Here is a 17,561-nt window from a genome sequence, read left to right on the forward strand (position 1 = left end):
GGCCCGTCAGGGAGTCGGCTCCGGCACGAGGCCGGGGGTCGGCTCGACCGGGCTCCCGGTCGACGGTGCCGACGACGAGGGCGCCGCCGGCGAGGACTCCGGCGCCGTGCTGGGCGCCCCCCACACCGGGTTGCCCCACTGGTCGTAGGTGAGCTCGCGCTGGACCTGCGGATAGGCGTTGGCCGGTGCGGGCGGGTCCTCGGCCAGCCGCTGGATCTCCTCGCCGTCCGAGGTGTACTCGGCCAGGTTGTCGATCGGGCGGCCGTCCTGGTCGTAGAGCAGCACCCCGCTCAGCGGCTCCCCGGTCGAGGAGTACGGGTGGATGTTCGTGATCGGCGACCCGTCCTCGTGCGTGAGGGTCGTGGGCCCCGGGACGGCGTAGTCGTACGCCTGCACGGGCTCCGGCTGGTCGGCGACCGCGACGAGGGCGACGAACGCGAGGAGCGCCAGCGCCCCGTTGACCGCGACGGCGAGCCAGGTAGCCCCCGTCCCGGGGTCCCGCCGCGCGCGGAGTCCGCGCCGTACCGACCAGGTGATCGCGGCGCCGGTCACCACCAGCCCGACCAGCGGGCTCACGCCGAGGGAGGGGACGGGGAACGACGTGCGGCCGAAGAGGACGGCGTCGACGGCGACCAGCGGCGCCCAGGCCCGCAGCACCCACCACGCCGGGCGCAGCTCCGGCAGGAAGTCCCGCACCGCGGCGAACTGCCGGGAGCTGCGCAGCCGGTCCAGGCGCTCGTCGAGCTCGGCCCGCCACGTCGCTCCGGGTGCGCCCGTCGTGCCGGTGGGCTCCGTCCGGCCGGGCAGGCCGGCCGCGCGGCGCAGTTCGGCCGCGTACTCGGCGGGCGGCCCCAGCCGCACGGTCAACGGCTCGCCGCCCTCGCCGGCCACCTCGACGAGGTGCTCCTCGAGGTCGTCCAGCACCTCGGCCAGCCGGTCGGCCGGCACGTCGGCCAGCTCGGCGCGCACGTCCCGGGCGTAGGCCAGCACCTCGACGTCCGGCTCGACCCGCGGAGCGGTCATGCCGCCACCTCCTTCCGCGCGGCGAGCAGCGCCGCCATCGTGTCGGCGAACCCCGACCAGGTCTTCGCCGAGCTCTCCAGCTCGGCCCGTCCGGACGCGTTGAGCCCGTAGTACTTGCGGTGCGGACCCGCCACCGAGGGGACGACGTAGGAGGTCAGGTGCCCGGCCGCGAACAACCGGCGCAGGGTGCCGTAGACCGAGGCGTCCGCGACGTCGTCGAGGCCGGCGGCCCGCAACCGGCGGACGACGTCGTAGCCGTAGCCGTCCTCGTCGTCCAGGACGGCCAGCACGGCGAGGTCCAGGACCCCCTTGAGCAGTTGCGTCGTGTCCATCCGTGCCTCCACCGCGGTCAGTGGCACGCACACTACTGCACAGTGCGCAGTAGTCCGGTCACGGTGACACCGGCGCGCCCGGCGCCGGTGATCAGCTGAACGGCGGCCGGTCGTCCAGGCGGACCGAGAGCCGTCCGGCGGTGCGCCACAGGCGGGCGACGACGTCGCGGTCCTCGTCGGTGACCAGGTTGCCCATCACCCGCAGCGCAACGGTCATCAGCGCCCGCGAGCGCATGCCGACCGGCCCCGCCGCCGGCAGGAAGCGCGGCACCGTGAGCAGGCCGGCCAGCCGCCGGGCGACGGAGAACGCCTCGCCGTAGTGCCGCCGCAGCGTCGCCGGCCACGCCGCCGTCCAGTCGTCCTCGTCGAGCAGCCCGGCGAGGGTGCGGCCGGTCTCCAGGCCGTAGTCGATGCCCTCGCCGTTGAGCGGGTTCACGCACCCCGCCGCGTCCCCGATCAGCGCCCAGTTGCGCCCGGCCACGCCGGACACCGCACCCCCCATGGGCAGCAGCGCCGACGCCGGCAGCCGGACGTCGCCGTCGAGCCGCCACTCCTCGCGACGGGCGTCGGCGTAGGTCTCCAGGAGCGACTTCAACTGCACGCCGGCCGGGCGGCGTGCGGTGGCCAGGGTGCCGACGCCGATGTTGACCTCGCCGGCCTCGGCGCCCAGCGGGAACACCCAGCCGTAGCCGGACAGCAGCTCCCCCTCGGCGCCGCGCAGCTCCAGGTGCGAGGAGATCCACTCGTCGTCGGCGCGACCGGAGGTCACGTAGCCGCGGGCGGCGACCCCGTAGGCGGTGTCCCGGTGCCACTCCCGCCCGAGCACCCGCCCCAGCGGCGAGCGCACCCCGTCGGCGACGACGAGCCGGCGACAGGAGACGGTGCTCCGACTGTCGTCGGCGTGCTCGAACACCACGCCGGTGACCCGGTCGCCGTCGCGCTCGACGTCCACCGCGCGGGCGCCGTCCGCGGCCACGGCGCCGGCGGTGAGCGCCGCCTGCCGGATGCGGGCGTCCAGCTCGGCGCGCGGCACGGCGCTGCCGTGGTCGGGGAAGGCGCCGCCCGGCCAGGGCAGCTCCCACTCCCGGCCGAACCCGGCGGCGCGCAGGCCGCGGTTGCGCGCCTTCGACCGCGCCCAGTCCCCCAGACCGAGGTGGTCCAGCTCTGCGATCGCCCGCGGGGTCAGGCCGTCACCGCACGTCTTGTCGCGGGGGAAGACCGCGGCGTCGGTGAGCACCACGTCCCGGCCGGCGCGCGCGGCCCACGCCGCGGCGGCGGAGCCGGCCGGGCCCGCCCCCACCACGAGGACGTCGGTGGCTGCGGGAACGGCATCGGCGGGCACGGCGCCCAGTGTCCCCGCCCGCCGACCGCAGGGGTCAGCCGACCTGCGGCCCCCGGGCGCGCACCTCCTCGACCGACGTCATGGCGTCCCGCAGCTCGGTCAGCCACTCGTCGGTGTGCTGCCCCACCAGCCGCACCGCCCAGGCCAGCGCCTCCGACCGCGACCGCGCCACCCCGGCGTCGACGAGCGTGTCGAGGACCAGCCGCTCGGGCTGGCGCAGCCGCGTCATGACCGGCACCGAGGCGTGGGTGAACAGCTGACGGACCTCCCCGCAGGCCGCGCCCCAGGCCACCGAGCGGCCGTAGCGCTCCTGGGCGGCGTCGGCGATCGCCATCCGCTGCCCCCGGGTCTCCTCCCGGAACCGCTCGATCCGCCCGGCCCGGGCAGCCTCGGGGTCCCCGTCACCGGCGGACGGCTCCGCCAGGGTGCCCACGACGGTGATCTCGTCACGGTCGACGGTGAGGTCCACCGGGCCGGTGAACCAGCCGTCGGGCAGCCGCCCGGCGAACCAGCCGGCGATCTCGGCCCGGTCCACCGACGGCGGGGCGTCCGCCGCCCGACCGCGGGGCCCTCGACCCCGGCCCCGACCGAAGCCGGGACCGAGGGGTGCGTCGGCGAAACGATGTCCGTGCATGGCGGCCTCCCGGTGCGCAGTGATTACACCGTTACACGGTAATCGCCAGAGAGACCGCCGGACAGGGCCGCCGCTACGCCCGCAGCGGACACGTCGTCCTCCCGCGGAACGGGACGGACCGGCCGCAGGTGGCGCGCCGGTCAGCCGCTCGGGGCCCGGGCCTCCTCCTCGGCCGGTGATCGGCGGCCGAACCAGAAGATGCCGATGCCCAGCGACACGACGAGCAGGACGGCCATGAAGATCAGCAGCGGGATCGGGCCGAACTGGGCGATCAGCGGCAGCGACGCCGCGGTGACCAGCCCGCCGCCGAAGAACGGCTCGAAGGCCAGCTGCTTGTAGCCGAAGGCCTCCATCGCCGGGGTCGCGGCGTTGGGGTCGGCGACCCGGATCAGGATCAGCCCGGTGGCCGTGACGCCGAGGGACTGCCCGAGGTCGCCGATGCCGCGCTCGAACCAGAACCGCGGGATCATCCGGCGGGCCAGGAAGACGAACACCCCGATGTTCCAGGACAGGCCGGCGACGGCCAGCAGCAGGAACGTCACCCAGTTGTCCGCGATCGCCTGGATGGACAGCGTGGCCAGGGCGCTGATGATCAGCAGGTCCAGCGAGATGCCCTGGATCCGCAGCATCATCTGCCGGTCGACGATGCCGGTCCGGTCGAACCGGTCGACCACCTTCTGCACCATGACGCCGCCGATCATCGCCAGCGGGAACAGCGGCACGAACTCGAAGAGCTCGACGGTGTCGGCCCACAGCGCCGCCTCCAGCGCCTGCAGCCCCTCCAGCAGGGCCAGCCCGACCAGGATGGCGACCGCGACGATGGCGAAGTGGATGGCCAGCGGCTCGACCGACGCGGTGCGCACCGTCATCGTCGCGGCCGGCTTCTGCTCCTCCTTCTCGTAGAGCCCGCGCTGCTCGGCCAGCGAGGTCTTCGCATCGCTCTCCAGGACCTCGGCGCGGCCGGTGTGCACCCCCCAGTTGATGAGCGCGATGCCGACGACGACACCGGCGACGACGCCCACCGTGGCCAGGCCGAGCGCCAGGTCCTGCCCCTGGGGCAGACCGAGCTCCGCGAAGGTGTCACCCAGCCCCGCCGCGGTGCCGTGCCCGCCCTCGAAGCCCACCTCGATCAGCGCGCCGACCATCGGGTCCTGGCCGAGGAAGGGCACCAGCAGGAGGACGGCGAGCAGCAGCCCGATCACGTACTGGCCGGAGGCCATCGTCACGCCGAGGGCGAGCTGCGGGCCGGCCAGCTCGGCGGCCTCCTTCACCTTGGGGATCCGCTCGCCGAGGAACAGCGTCGCGAAGACCACCGAGATGAGCAGGCCCGGCAGCGACGCCCAGACGTCGAGGAACCCGGCCGGCCACAGGCCGCCGGAGAGCGGGGCGCCCTCCCCGCCGATCGCCTCGGCGATCGAGCCCACCACCTCCGGGCCGATCAGCAGGGCGAGGAAGCCGCCGATGATCGAGCTCGGCAGGAAGAGCTTCTGGGCGATCCGGGACCGGATCCGGATCAGCTTGGCGACCAGCAGCAGGACGCCGAGCACGAGCAGACTGAGTCCGATGAGGTCGGGGGACACGGTGCCTCCGTCGCCTGGGTGCTGCGTCGGGCCACCTGCCCCGGCGTCCCGACCGAGGTGGGACACCTTCGCGGGTCCGCGCGCCCCGGACAACCCCCGGTTGCGCCGGCTGTGCGGCGACACGGCGCGCCGGTCCGGACTTCCCGGCGCGGCGCGGGCCGGCGCCCGGCGGTGGCGCTGCGGTCAGCGGCGCTCGAGGAACTCGATCTCCGCCGCACCGGTGTTGCCGCCGCTGGTTTTCACCGCGTCGATCCGCAGCACCTGACCGGTGAAGGCCGTCTCGTTCACCACGACGGCCGTGCCGGCCGCGAAGGGCCCGTGGGTCTGCCCGTCGTCGGCGGTGACGGTGAAGGTCTCGATGACCGCCGAGCCGTCGCTCATCGACCGGCTGCGCAGTGTCACGCCCACGACGTCCACCGGGCGGCCCAGGTCCAGGGTGACCGAGGCGTCGTCGCCGTCGCCATCGCTGGACCACTCCGTGCCGAGGTCGCCGTCGACGGCGTTGGCCGCGGCGTACGCGTCGGAGAACTCGGAGCTGACGTCGACGACCTCGGCACCGACGACCGCCTCCGCGCCGGGTACGGCATCGGGCTCCGCAGGCGGCGTCCGGAAGCTCATCAGCTCGCTGCGGTAGAGGCTGCCGTCGGCCCCGGACCCCTGCACCCGGTAGGAGTACTCGGTGTCCGGCTCGAGCCCGCGCATGACCGCCCGGTGCTCGGCGTGCGCGCCACCGCCCATGTCGGCGTCCGTGGCGATCCCCTCGCCGACGGACCCGCCCCGTCCGAACACCACCGCGCAGGCCATGTCGATGCTGGTCGAGACCTGCAGCGTCGCCGACGTGCCCGACGGGTCCGGCACCACGACCGGCGCCTCGACGAACACCTGCTCCGCCGCCAGGACCTCGGGACCGGCGGAGGTCGGGGCCGCCGGCCCGGCGCACCCGGTGAGGACGACGACGGCGGCGGTCACCAGCAGGAGCCGCCGCGGGAAGGGGGTCACGGGCGGATCAACGACCCGGTCGGAGCGCACGTTCCACCTGGCCGCGCCCGCCGGCCCGGGCCTCAGCTCCGGTCGTCGCCGTCCCGGCGCGGCGGCTCGATGGCCAGCGGCGCACGCCGCAGCGTGTCCAGCAGCTCCTGACCGGGTTCGCGCCGGGCCTCCTCCAGGCCGGAGAGGTCGTCGGGAACCTCGACCGCCTCCTCCTGGTCCGCCGGGTCGAAGCTGCGCGGCAGCTTCTTCAGGTGACCGCTCATCGACTTCACCAGCAGCGCCGCCGCGATGAGCAGGAGCAGGAGCAGGAGCAGGCCGAACGGGCCGGCCTTGCCGACGTCCTCGGGCTGCTGCTGCTGGGCGGCGGCCAGGATGCTCACTGCGGCCACGGATGCGGTCATCGGACGGTCACCTCACTGCGGATGCCGGCGAACAGGTCGTTCTCCGGGGTGGTGGTGTCGATCAGCGAGCGGGCCAGCTCGTAGTCCTCCGTGGGCCAGATCTGCTGCTGGGTGTCCACCGGGCAGGCGAACCAGCGGCCCAGCGGGTCGATCTGGGTGGCGTGCGCGATCAGCGCGGCGTCGCGCACCGGGAAGTACTCGCCGCACGGCACGCGGGTGGTGACCCGGTGCGAGATGTCGTGGGCGGGGTCCCACTTCTCCAGCCACTCGGCGTAGGGCGACTCCGCGCCGGTCGCGAGGATGGCCTCGTGCAGCGCCTTCGTGCGGGGCAGCGTGAAGCTCATGTGGTAGTAGAGCTTGCTCGGCTGCCACGGCTCGCCGAGCTCGGGGTAGCGGTCGGGATCGCCGGCGGCCTCGAAGGCGTGCACCGAGATCTCGTGGGTCTTGATGTGGTCGGGGTGCGGATAGCCGCCGCGCTCGTCGTAGGTGGTGATCACCTGCGGCTTGAAGCGGCGGATCAGCGCGACCAGCGGAGCCGCCGCCTCCTCGACCGGGACGAGCGCGAAGCAGCCCTCCGGCAGCGGGGGCAGCGGGTCGCCTTCGGGCAGCCCCGAGTCGACGAAGCCGAGGAACTCCTGCTCGACGCCGAGGATCTCGCGGGCCCTGGCCATCTCCTCGGCGCGGATCTGCGGCAGCCGCTCCCACACCTCGGGGCGGTCCATCGCCGGGTTCAGCACCGAGCCGCGCTCGCCCCCGGTGGCGGTGGCCACCATCACGCGGACGCCCTCGGCGACGTACTTCGCCATCGTGGCGGCGCCCTTGCTCGACTCGTCGTCCGGGTGAGCGTGCACGGCGAGCAGGCGCAGCTGGTCGGGTTGGGTCACCGCAACAGTGTCCCTCGCCGGACGACGACGATGACGGATGGCCACGGAGGTGTGGCCGATGCCTCGCAGGTGAGCCACCCGAACAGGCGGAACGTGTCGTCGATCACAGGTCGGTACGATACGGTTCCGCATCCTGCGAGGGGCGGCGGATCGCAGCGTCGGCCGCTCCCGCGGTGTTAGCTTGGCCGGATCGACCACCGCCGTCCGCACCGGGCGGCACCCCCGAGTTCCAGGAGTTCTCCCACGTGTCCACCCCCACTGACGAGCACGACGGCATCTGGCTGACCCAGGACGCCTACGACCGGCTGAAGGCCGAGCTCGACCAGCTGGTGGCGAACCGCCCGGCCATGGCCGCCGAGATCAACGCCCGCCGCGAGGAGGGCGACCTCAAGGAGAACGGCGGCTACCACGCCGCCAAGGACGAGCAGGGCAAGCAGGAGGGCCGGATCCGCCAGCTCACCGACCTGCTGCGCAAGGCCAACGTGGGCGAGCCGCCGACGAAGGTCACCCACGCCGCCACGGGCACCGTCATCACCATCCGGTTCGAGGGCGACGACGACACCGAGAAGTTCCTGCTCGGGTCGCGCGAGATCGCGGGCACCACCGACCTGACCGTCTACTCGCCGGAGTCGGCCCTCGGCTCGGCGATCATGGGTGCCAAGCCCGGCAAGAAGGTCACCTACCAGGCGCCCAACGGCCGGGACATCACCGTCGAGGTCATCGGCATCGAGCCGTTCGTCCCCTGACCGGCCGGTGACCGGCCCGCGCGCCCGCTCCCGGCGGGCGGAGAACACCGGCTTCCCGTGCGTGCACTGCGCCGCGCCGGTGCCGGCGAACACCGACGGGCACTACCGCAACCACTGCCCGTACTGCCTGTGGTCGCTGCACGTCGACGACCTGCCGGGTGACCGCGCCAGCGAGTGCCGGCAGCCGATGGAGCCGATCGGGCTGGTGGAGAAGTCGGGCAAGGGCTGGCAGGTGGTCCACCGCTGCACGGCGTGCGGCCACCGCCAGCCCAACCGGCTGGTCCGTGACGGCGCGGCCCCGGACGACCTGGACCTGGTGCTCGACCTCCCCTGGCTCTGAGCGCCCGCTCTGGGGGTCGAACTCGTGGACCGAGGGTCCTGCAGGACTCCCGGAGGACGAAGAGGACCCCCAGAGCGGGCGTCAGCCGGTGGGGGCCAGGCCGCGACGGCGGAGCAGCGGACCCGGGTCGGCGTCCCGACCGCGGACGGCACGGAAGGCGTCCAGCGGGTCGACCGAGCCGCCCACCGCCAGCAGCCGCTGACGGAAGGCGTCGCCGTTCTCCCGGCGCAGCCCGCCGTTCTCCTTGAACCACTCCACCGTGTCGGCGTCGAGGACCTCCGACCAGATGTAGGAGTAGTAGCCGGCCGAGTAGCCGCCGGCGAAGACGTGCTGGAAGTAGGTGGTCCGGTACCGCGGCGGCACGAGGTCCGACGCCACCCCCGCCGCCTTGAGGGCGGCGCGCTCGAACGCGATCGGGTCGCCGACCTCGGTCTCGGGCGTGATCCGGTGCCAGGCCTGGTCCAGCAGGGTGGCGCCCAGGTACTCGAGGGTCGCGAACCCCTCCCCCCACAGCTGCGCGGCGTCGATCGCCTCGACGACCGATGCCGGCAGCGGCTCCCCGGTCTCCACGTGCCGGGCGTAGTCGGCGAGGACCTCGGGCCACAGCGCCCACATCTCGTTGACCTGGCTCGGGAACTCCACGAAGTCCCGCGGCACGGCGGTGCCGGCGAAGCGGGGGTAGGTCACCGCGGAGCTCAGTCCGTGCAGCGCGTGCCCGAACTCGTGGAAGAGGGTGTTCACCTCGTCGAGGGTGAGCAGCGTGCGCTGGCCGTCCGGCGCCCGCGACACGTTCAGGTTGTTGACGACGACCGGGCGGGTGCCGAGCAGCCGCGACTGACGGACGAACGAGCTCATCCACGCCCCGCCGCGCTTGCCCTCCCGCGCGAAGAAGTCACCCAGGTAGAGCCCGACCTCGGCGCCGTCGGCGTCGCGGACCTCCCACACCCGGACGTCGGGGTGGTAGCCGGCGAGGTCGGGGCGCGGGCTGAACCGGAAGCCGTAGAGCCGTTCCGCCGCGGAGAAGACGCCGTCGACCAGGACCCGGTCCAGCTCGAAGTACGGGCGCAGGGCGGCGGTGTCGACGGCGTAGCGCTCGGCGCGCACCCGCTCGCTGTAGAAGGCCCAGTCCCAGGCGGCCAGCTCGACGCCGTCGCGGGCGGCGGCCTCGCGCAGCACCTCGGCCTCCGCCTCCGCGTTCGCCACCGAGGCGGGCACCATCGAGGCGAGCATCTCGTCGACGGCGGCCGTGGTGCGGGCGGTGGAGTCGGCCAGCACGAGGTCGGCGTGGGTGTCGAAGCCGAGCAGCCGGGCGCGTTCGGCCCGCACCCGGGCGATCCGCTCGGCGACCGGCCGGTTGTCGTGCTCGCCGGCCGAGGCGCGGGTCACCGACGCCTCGAACACGCGCCGCCGCAGCTCGCGGGCGCGCAGCTTGGTCAGCACCGGCTGCCCGGTCGGCAGCACCAGGGCAAGCAGGTGGCCGTCGAGACCGCGGTCGGCGGCCGCCTGCGCGGCCGCGTCGATCTCCTCCGGGGAGAGCCCGTCGAGGTCGGCGGCGTCGGCGACCGGGACGGCGGCGGCCTCGGTGGCCAGCTGCAGGTTCTGCCCGAACGTCGTGGACAGCTCCGACAGCTGCTGGTTCAGCTCGCTGAGCCGGGTGCGGCCGTCGGCGTCCAGCCGGGCCCCGGCCAGCACGAAGTCCAGGTGGTAGCGCTCGACCAGGCGGAGCGCCTCCGGGTCGAGACCGGCGTCGTGGCGCGCGGCGTGCACCGCGTCGACCCGGGCGAAGAGCGCCGGGTCCAGCCGCAGTGCGTCGTCGTGGGCGGCGGCCAGCGGCGCGACCTCGCGCTCGATCTCGCGCAGCCGCGGGGTGGCGACCGACGACGAGAGGTTGCCGAACACCGACCACGCCCGGTCCAGCAGCGCGCCCGAGCGCTCCAGGGCGACGATCGTGTTCTCGAAGCCGGGCTCCTCACCCGACCCGACGATCGCCTCGACCTCCCGACGCTGCTCGGCCATGCCGGCAAGCAGCGCCTCCCGGCAGTGCTCCAGGTCGATGTCGCCGAAGGGCGGCAGTTCGAACGGCAGCTCCGACGGCGCGGCGAGGGGGTTGGCAGCAGACAGGGCGGGGACGTCGACGGTGCTCATCGCCGCCCATTACATCGCGATCCTCCGGAGTGCACCGCCATCACATCGCGATCCTCCGGACCGCACCGCGGCCAGGAGCCGTCGCCGACCGAGCGGAGCCGCTGCGTCACGCCTGCGCGGAACCCTCCGGGCCCCACTCGGCGCGACCGTGCCCACGCTCGGCCAGGAGCGCCCCCGGCCCCCGCGGAGTCGCTGCGTCATGCCTGCGCGGAACCCTCCGGGCCCCACTCGGCGCGACCGTGCCCCGCTCGGGTCGGTCGTCCCCTCAGCGGCCGGCGGCGTGCCGGTAGGCCCGCACCGAGAGGGGGACGAAGACCGCCAGGATGATCACCACCCAGATCAGCGTGTAGAGCACCGGGTTCTGCAGGGACCAGGCCTCGGGCGTCGGTGCGAGCGGGGACGTGTTGCCGAACAGGTTGCGCGCGGCCTGCACCACCGACGACACCGGGTTCCACTCGGCGAAGGTGCGCAGCACCGACGGGAAGGTCTCCAGCGGGACGAAGGTGTTGGCGACGAACGTCAGCGGGAAGATCACGATGAAGCTGGCGTTGTTCACCACCTCCGGCGTCCGGACGAGCAACCCGACCATGGCCATCAGCCAGGAGATCGCGAAGGCGAAGAGGAGCAGCAGCAGGAACCCGCCGACCGCCTCGCCGACCGAGGAGTTGATCCGCCAGCCGACCACCAGGCCGGTGAGGGCCATGACCGTGATCGAGATGATGTTCAGGCCGGCGTCGGCCACCGTCCGGCCGATGAGGACCGCGGACCGGGACATCGGCAACGAGCGGAACCGGTCGATCAGCCCCTTCTGCAGGTCCTCGGCCAGGCTGGCGCCGGTGGTCGTGCTCCCCAGCACGATGGTCTGGGCGAAGATGCCCGGGAGCAGGAACTCCCCGTAGCTGGTGCCCGGCGGCAGCTGGATGGCGCCGCCGAAGACGTAGCGGAACAGCAGCACGAACATGATCGGCGACAGCGTCGCGAACACGATCAGGTCGGGCACCCGCTTGACCTTGATCAGGTTCCGCTTGGTGATGACGGCGCTGTCGGACAGCGTCGCGGCCAGACTGCTGCTCATCGGGTGCCTCCGGTGGCGGCCGGCTCGGCCGTGGTCTCGTCGGGGGTGGCGACCTCCTCGGCCACACGGCCGGTGAGCGCCAGGAAGACGTCGTCGAGATCGGGCCGGCGCAGGCCCACGTCGACGATCTCGGCCGTGGCGCCGTCGAGCCGGCGGAGCGCGTCGGCGAGCACCTCCGCGCCGCCGCTCACCGGCAGCGACAGGCGACGGGCCTGCACGTCCAGGAGCGGCTCGTCGACCGCCAGGGGGCGCAGCCGCTCGACCATGCCGGGCAGCACGGCGGAGTCGGTGACGGTGAACTCCAGCCGCTGCCCGCCGACCTGGGCCTTGAGCTCGTCGGCGGTGCCCCGGGCGATGACCCGGCCGCGGTCGATGACCACCATCCGGTCGGCCAGCCGGTCGGCCTCCTCCAGGTACTGGGTGGTGAGCAGGATCGTCGTCCCGCCGCCGGCGAGGTCGGCGATGAACTCCCACATGGCCAGCCGGCTGCGCGGGTCCAGGCCCGTCGTCGGCTCGTCGAGGAACAGCACCCGCGGCCGGGCGATCAGCGAGGCGGCGATGTCCAGCCGGCGGCGCATGCCGCCGGAGTAGGTCTTGGCCGGGCGGTTCGCCGCCCCCGCCAGGTCGAACCGCTCCAGCAGCTCGCCGGCCCGCGTGCGCGCCTCGGCCCGGCCGAGCCGGTACAGCCGACCCACCATCTCCAGGTTCTCGAAGCCGGTCAGGTACTCGTCGACCGCCGCGTACTGGCCGGTCAGCCCGATGGCCGCGCGCACCTCGTCCGCCTGGCTCGCGACGTCGAGCCCCACCACCTCCGCGCGCCCCTCGTCGGCGGCGAGCAGGGTGGCGAGGATGCGCACCACCGTCGTCTTGCCCGCGCCGTTCGGGCCCAGGAGCCCGAGCACCGAGCCCTCGGCCACCGTCAGGTCCACTCCGTCGAGCGCGGTGGTCGCGCCGAAGCGCTTGACCAGCCCCTCGACGACGATCGCGTCGGTCATGGCGCGGACGCTAGGCCCGCCCACCGACAGTTCTCGACCACTTTTCTCGATCGCGCGCACACCCGTGCCCCTCGCTCCGCGCCCCGCGCGGTGCGAGGTCGGGAGCTAGGACCGGGGCTGTGCCACGGACTCATCGGTGGCCGGCTGCTCCGGGGTGACGGCGTAGCCGGCCCGGCGCAGCGCCGACACCACCTCGTCGGCGTGCACCGGCCCGCGTGTCTCCAGGACGACGAACACCTCGACCTCGCCGATCCGCAGGCGGGTGCCGGTGCGCTCGTGCTCGACCTCCAGCACGTTGGCGCCCACGGCGGCGAGCTCGGCGAGCACGGCGGCCAGCGATCCCGGGCGGTCCGGCACCCGCAGGCGGAGCGAGAGGTACCGCCCCGCCGACGCCATGCCGTGCTGCACGACCTTGAGCAGCAGCACCGGGTCGATGTTGCCGCCGGAGACGACCGCCACCAGCGGCGGCTCGAACGCCGTCGGGTCGGCCAGGACGGCGGCCACCGCCGCGACACCGGCGGGCTCGACGACGAGCTTGGCCCGCTCCAGGCAGAACAGCAGCGCCCGGGACAGGTCCTCCTCGCTGACCGTCCGCACCTCGTCGACCAGGCCGCGCACGTGGGCGAAGGTCAGGTCCCCGGGCATGGGGACGGCGATGCCGTCGGCCATCGTCGCCATGCTCTCCAACGCGACCGGGCGGCCCGCGGCGAGCGAGCCGGGGAACGCCGCCGCCGACTCGGCCTGCACCGCGACGACCCGCACGTCGGGACGGCGGGCCTTGACGGCGGCCGCGATGCCCGACACCAGTCCCCCGCCGCCGGCGCAGACCAGCACCGTCGCGACCTCGGGGCACTGCTCGAGGACCTCGAGGCCGACCGTGCCCTGCCCGGCGATCACGTCGGGGTGGTCGAACGGGTGGATGAAGACCGCCCCGGTGCGCTGGGCGTGCTCGGCGGCGGCCAGCAGCGGCTCGGCGAGCGACTGTCCCAGCATCTCGATGGTCGCGCCGTAGTGGCGGGTGGCGGCCAGCTTGGGCAGGGGCGCTGTCTCCGGCATGTAGACCGTGGCCGCGGCGCCCAGGAGCCGCGCGGCGAGCGCGACGCCCTGCGCGTGGTTGCCGGCGCTGGCGGCGACGACTCCGCGGGCCCGCTCGTCGTCGGTCAGCCGGGCGATCCGCGTGTAGGCGCCGCGGATCTTGAACGACCCGGTGCGCTGCAGGTTCTCGCACTTGAGCCACACCGGGCCGCCCACGCGGTCGGCCAGTCCGCGGGAGTGCTCCAGCGGGGTGCGCCGGACGACGCCGGCCAGCAGCTCCGCCGCCGCCTCGACCTCCGCACCACTGACCAGGGGGATCTCGGGTGCGGACATGCGCCGATCATCTCAGGAGAGCGCCGTCCGGAACGTGACCGCCAGCGGTCGCGCCGAGTGGACCCCGCAGGGCGAGGACGGCGGCTGACCGGCACCGGTCGTGCCTGCGTGGGCCCGGAGGGTCCGCGCAGGCACGACGCAACGGCTCCGCGGAGCCGGGACGGCAATTGATCGCGGTGTCGTCCAGGGGACGACGAACGGGCAGAGCGTCGTACCGTGGCGGGGGTGATGGATCCGGCCGCACCAGCCAGCCCCTCCCCCTCCTCCACGACGCTCGGCGAGCTCCGCACGACCGGTGCCACGTACCGCCCGGTCAAGGCGGAGATCCGCGCGAACCTGCTCGCCCGCCTCGCCGCCGGTGAGCCCACCCTGCCCGGCATGGTCGGCTTCGAGGACACCGTCCTGCCCGAGGTCGAGCGGGCGCTGATCGCCGGTCACGACCTGGTCCTGCTCGGTGAGCGCGGCCAGGGCAAGACCCGGCTGATCCGCACCCTCGTCGGCCTGCTCGACGAGTGGACCCCGGTGCTGGTCGGCAGCGAGCTCAACGAGCACCCGCTCAGCCCGATCAGCGTGTGGGCGCACCGGCAGATCGCCGAGCACGGCGACGCCACCCCCGTCGGCTGGCTGCACCGCAGCGAGCGGTTCGGCGAGAAGCTGGCGACGCCGGACACCAGCGTCGGCGACCTGATCGGCGACGTCGACCCGATCAAGGTCGCCGAGGGCCGCACCCTGGGCGACCCGGAGACGGTCCACTACGGCCTGGTCCCGCGCACCAACCGGGGCATCTTCAGCGTCAACGAGCTGCCCGACCTCGCCGAGCGCATCCAGGTCGCGCTGCTCAACGTCCTGGAGGAGCGCGACATCCAGATCCGCGGCTACCGGGTGCGGCTGCCGCTGGACCTGCTCCTGGTCGCCAGCGCCAACCCGGAGGACTACACCAACCGCGGGCGGATCATCACGCCGCTCAAGGACCGGTTCGGCGCCGAGGTGCGCACCCACTACCCGATCGAGCTCGCCGACGAGATCCGGCTGCTGGAGCAGGAGGCCCAGACCGCCGGGCTCGGGGCACCCGACGGTCAGGACGCCCTCGACGCGCCCGTCGTCCCGGCGCACCTGGTGGAGATCGTCGCCCGGTTCACCCGGCTGGTCCGCGAGTCCAGCCACGTCGACCAGCGCTCCGGCGTCAGCGCCCGGTTCGCCATCGCGGGCCTGGAGACGGTCGCCGCCTCCGCCGTCCGCCGGGCCGCCGTGGCCGGGGAGACCCGGCCGGTGGCCCGGGTCGTGGACCTGCCGAGCATCGTCCCGGCCAGCCGCGGCAAGGTGGAGTTCGCCGACGCCGGCTCGGACCCCGACGACGACCGCGAGCTGGAGATCCTGGAGCACCTGCTGCGCCAGGCGACCGCGCAGACCTTCCGGGCCCGCTGCGCCGGGCTGGACCTCACCGGCCTGCAGGAGCACTTCACCGGCGGGGAGACCGTCGAGTCCGGTGACCTGGTGCCGGCACCGGCGCTGCTGGGCCAGCTGGGCACCATCCCGAGGCTGGCCGAGCTGCTCGGCCGGCTGGGCGTGCCGGAGGGCGACCAGTCCGCCGAGCAGGCCGCGGCGGCGGTCGAGTTCGCCCTGGAGGGGCTCTACCTCACCCGCCGGCTGGCCAAGGACACCGACGGCGGCCGCACCGTCTACGGGGCCTGACATGAGCACGCGACGTCCGCGGGGCTACCGGTACGGGGCCTGGCGGGGCGGCCCCGACCCGCTGGCCCCGCCGTACGACCTCGGCAACGCCGTCGACGAGATCGGTGACTCGGTGCTCGGCGGCAGCGGCGTGCGCGAGGCGCTCCGCGAGCTGCTGCGCCGCGGCACCGAGGGCCGGCGCGGGCTGGACGAGCTGCGCCGGGCGGTCCGCGAGCGGCTGCGCAAGGCCCGCTCCGCCGGGCGGATGGACGGCACCCTCGAGGAGGTCCGCGAGCTGCTCGAGCGGGCCGTCGACGCCGAGCGCCGCGAGCTGTTCCCCGATCCGGACGACGCCGCGCGCCTGGCCGAGGCCGAACTCGACGCGCTGCCCGAGGACACCTCCGGGGCGGTCCGCGCGCTCAAGGACTGGTCGTGGCGTTCGGAGGAGGGGCGGCAGGCCTACGAGCAGATCCAGGACCTGCTGCGCCGCGAGGTCCTCGACAGCTCCTTCGCCTCCATGAAGCAGGCCCTGCAGAACGCCGGCGAGCAGGACATGCAGGCGGTCAAGGACATGATCGCCGACCTGTCCCGGCTGGTCGACGCGCACAATCGCGGCGAGGACACCGACCAGCAGTTCGCCGACTTCATGGAGGAGCACGGGCAGTTCTTCCCCGACGACCCGCAGTCGGTCGAGGAGCTGATCGACTCGCTGGCCCGCCGGGCGGCCGCGCAGGAACGGATGATGGCCGGCCTCTCCCCCGAGCAGCGCGCCGAGCTGTCGGAGCTGATGGCGCAGACGATGGAGGACATGGGGCTGGCCAGCGAGATGGCCCACCTCTCCGACGCGCTGCGCCAGGCCCGCCCCGACCTGCCCTGGGGCCAGCGCGGGCAGGTGCCCGACGGCGAGCAGTCCCTCGGCATGGGCGACGCCACCAGCGCCGTCGCCGAGCTGGCCGACCTGGAGGCGCTGTCCAACCAGCTCTCGCAGGGCTACGCCGGGGCCTCGCTGGCCGACGTCGACGAGGAGCTGCTGCAGCGGGCGCTGGGTCGCTCCGCCGCCGACGACCTCGCCGCGCTCCGGCAGCTCGAGCGCGAGCTGGAACGCCAGGGCTACCTGAACCGCTCCGGCGGCACCCTCGAGCTCTCCCCCAAGGCCGTCCGCCGGCTCGGCGCCACCGCGCTGCGCCGGGTCTTCGCCCAGCTGGACGCCACCGGCCGCGGCGAGCACGACGTCGCCGACGCCGGCGCCGCGGGCGAGCTCACCGGCAGCTCGCGGGAGTGGCGGTTCGGCGACGAGCAGCCGCTGGACGTCGTCCGCACGGTGAAGAACGCCGTGCTCCGGACGGCGCACGAGCCGCGGGGGGACGGCGACCGGCACGTGCGCATCGCCGTCGACGACTTCGAGGTGGTGGAGACCGAGCGGCGCACCGGGGCCGCCGTCGCGCTGCTGGTCGACCTCTCGTACTCCATGGCGCTGCGCGGCACCTGGGGCGCGGCGAAGTCGACGGCGATGGCGCTGCACTCGCTGGTGACCACCCGTTTCCCGCAGGACGCCATCGAGATCATCGGCTTCTCCTCCACCGCCCAGGTGCTGCGGCCGGAGACCCTCGCCGAGCTGAGCGTGGACACGCTGCAGGGCACCAACCTGCAGCACGGGCTGATGCTGGCGCGGCGGTTCCTGGCCCGGCACCGGGACGCCGAGCCGGTGGTCCTGGTGGTCACCGACGGGGAGCCCACCGCCCACCTGGAGGACGACGGCACGCCGTTCTTCTGCTGGCCGCCGATGCCCGAGACGATCGCCCGCACCGTCGCCGAGGTGGAGCGGGTCGCGCGCTCGGGCGCCACGGTGAACGTCTTCGCCCTGGATCCCGACCCCGGGCTGGTCCACTTCGTGCACGACCTCACGCAGCGCGCGGGTGGACGGGTCTTCCAGCCCGACACCGAGCGGCTGGGCGAGTACGTCGTCGCGGACTACCTGCGGACCCGCCGCGGCCGCCGCGCCCGCTGAGACCGGACCTCGTGCCGGGACCGCCCC

Annotated in this window: 16 protein-coding genes; 4 read left to right on the forward strand and 12 right to left on the reverse strand. The window is 74.2% G+C overall.

The genetic code is table 11. The annotated features are described in order from the left end of the window. Positions 1-6: 6 nt before the first annotated feature. From ACI79T_RS02940 to mca, 8 genes are all read right to left on the reverse strand, one after another. Positions 7-1,023, reverse strand: a complete 1,017-nt coding sequence (locus ACI79T_RS02940) for an HAAS signaling domain-containing protein (protein WP_456608554.1) — start codon at positions 1,021-1,023, stop codon at positions 7-9. Next, entirely contained in the window at positions 1,020-1,382 is a 363-nt protein-coding gene (locus ACI79T_RS02945) for a PadR family transcriptional regulator (RefSeq protein WP_456608555.1), read from the reverse strand. Before ACI79T_RS02945 ends, ACI79T_RS02940 begins: the two co-directional genes overlap by 4 nt. Positions 1,383-1,446: 64 nt before the next feature. Further along, the gene (locus ACI79T_RS02950; RefSeq protein WP_456608556.1) at positions 1,447-2,697 is read right to left on the reverse strand and encodes a geranylgeranyl reductase family protein; all 1,251 of its coding nucleotides are present in this window, start codon (positions 2,695-2,697) and stop codon (positions 1,447-1,449) included. Positions 2,698-2,731: 34 nt separating this feature from the next. Beyond that, entirely contained in the window at positions 2,732-3,232 is a 501-nt protein-coding gene (locus tag ACI79T_RS02955; protein ID WP_456608557.1) for a hypothetical protein, read from the reverse strand. Positions 3,233-3,471: 239 nt separating this feature from the next. Next, positions 3,472-4,911 (reverse strand): sodium/glutamate symporter, encoded by a 1,440-nt coding sequence (locus ACI79T_RS02960; protein WP_456608558.1) that lies wholly within the window; start codon positions 4,909-4,911, stop codon positions 3,472-3,474. 183 nt (positions 4,912-5,094) lie between these two features. Next, positions 5,095-5,910 carry a discoidin domain-containing protein gene (locus ACI79T_RS02965; RefSeq protein WP_456608559.1) on the reverse strand — a complete coding sequence of 272 codons (816 nt, stop codon included), beginning with the start codon at positions 5,908-5,910 and terminating at the stop codon, positions 5,095-5,097. A 62-nt stretch (positions 5,911-5,972) separates the two neighbouring features. Beyond that, positions 5,973-6,302, reverse strand: coding sequence for a hypothetical protein (locus tag ACI79T_RS02970; RefSeq protein WP_456608560.1), 330 nt, complete (start codon positions 6,300-6,302; stop codon positions 5,973-5,975). Next, positions 6,299-7,186 carry a mycothiol conjugate amidase Mca gene (gene mca / locus ACI79T_RS02975; protein ID WP_456608561.1) on the reverse strand — a complete coding sequence of 296 codons (888 nt, stop codon included), beginning with the start codon at positions 7,184-7,186 and terminating at the stop codon, positions 6,299-6,301. Before mca ends, ACI79T_RS02970 begins: the two co-directional genes overlap by 4 nt. Before the next feature lie 245 nt (positions 7,187-7,431). Here mca and greA point away from each other — a divergent pair, with 245 nt between their 5' ends. Both greA and ACI79T_RS02985 read left to right on the forward strand, forming a co-directional pair. Continuing rightward, the gene (greA, locus tag ACI79T_RS02980) at positions 7,432-7,932 is read left to right on the forward strand and encodes a transcription elongation factor GreA (protein WP_456608562.1); all 501 of its coding nucleotides are present in this window, start codon (positions 7,432-7,434) and stop codon (positions 7,930-7,932) included. Positions 7,933-7,939: 7 nt separating this feature from the next. Further along, positions 7,940-8,272, forward strand: coding sequence for an RNHCP domain-containing protein (locus ACI79T_RS02985; protein ID WP_456608563.1), 333 nt, complete (start codon positions 7,940-7,942; stop codon positions 8,270-8,272). 81 nt (positions 8,273-8,353) lie between these two features. Here ACI79T_RS02985 and ACI79T_RS02990 read toward each other — a convergent pair whose 3' ends face one another. The 4 genes from ACI79T_RS02990 to ilvA form a co-directional block, all read right to left on the reverse strand. After that, positions 8,354-10,417, reverse strand: coding sequence for a M3 family metallopeptidase (locus tag ACI79T_RS02990; RefSeq protein WP_456608564.1), 2,064 nt, complete (start codon positions 10,415-10,417; stop codon positions 8,354-8,356). 265 nt (positions 10,418-10,682) lie between these two features. Then, positions 10,683-11,492, reverse strand: a complete 810-nt coding sequence (locus ACI79T_RS02995) for an ABC transporter permease (RefSeq protein ID WP_456608565.1) — start codon at positions 11,490-11,492, stop codon at positions 10,683-10,685. Then, on the reverse strand, positions 11,489-12,487 hold the full coding sequence (locus tag ACI79T_RS03000) for an ATP-binding cassette domain-containing protein (protein ID WP_456608566.1): 999 nt from the start codon (positions 12,485-12,487) through the stop codon (positions 11,489-11,491). Before ACI79T_RS03000 ends, ACI79T_RS02995 begins: the two co-directional genes overlap by 4 nt. A gap of 105 nt (positions 12,488-12,592) precedes the next feature. Further along, complete coding sequence (gene ilvA / locus ACI79T_RS03005) at positions 12,593-13,855, reverse strand: threonine ammonia-lyase (protein ID WP_456608567.1); 1,263 nt, start codon at positions 13,853-13,855, stop codon at positions 12,593-12,595. A gap of 228 nt (positions 13,856-14,083) precedes the next feature. Here ilvA and ACI79T_RS03010 point away from each other — a divergent pair, with 228 nt between their 5' ends. Together ACI79T_RS03010 and ACI79T_RS03015 are read left to right on the forward strand one after the other, a co-directional pair. Beyond that, complete coding sequence (locus tag ACI79T_RS03010) at positions 14,084-15,547, forward strand: sigma 54-interacting transcriptional regulator (protein WP_456608912.1); 1,464 nt, start codon at positions 14,084-14,086, stop codon at positions 15,545-15,547. A 1-nt stretch (position 15,548) separates the two neighbouring features. Further along, positions 15,549-17,534: a VWA domain-containing protein gene (locus ACI79T_RS03015; RefSeq protein ID WP_456608568.1), complete on the forward strand. Its 1,986-nt coding sequence runs from the start codon at positions 15,549-15,551 to the stop codon at positions 17,532-17,534. Positions 17,535-17,561 lie beyond the last annotated feature (27 nt).

It is taken from the genome of Blastococcus sp. SYSU DS0619, from assembly GCF_054051035.1.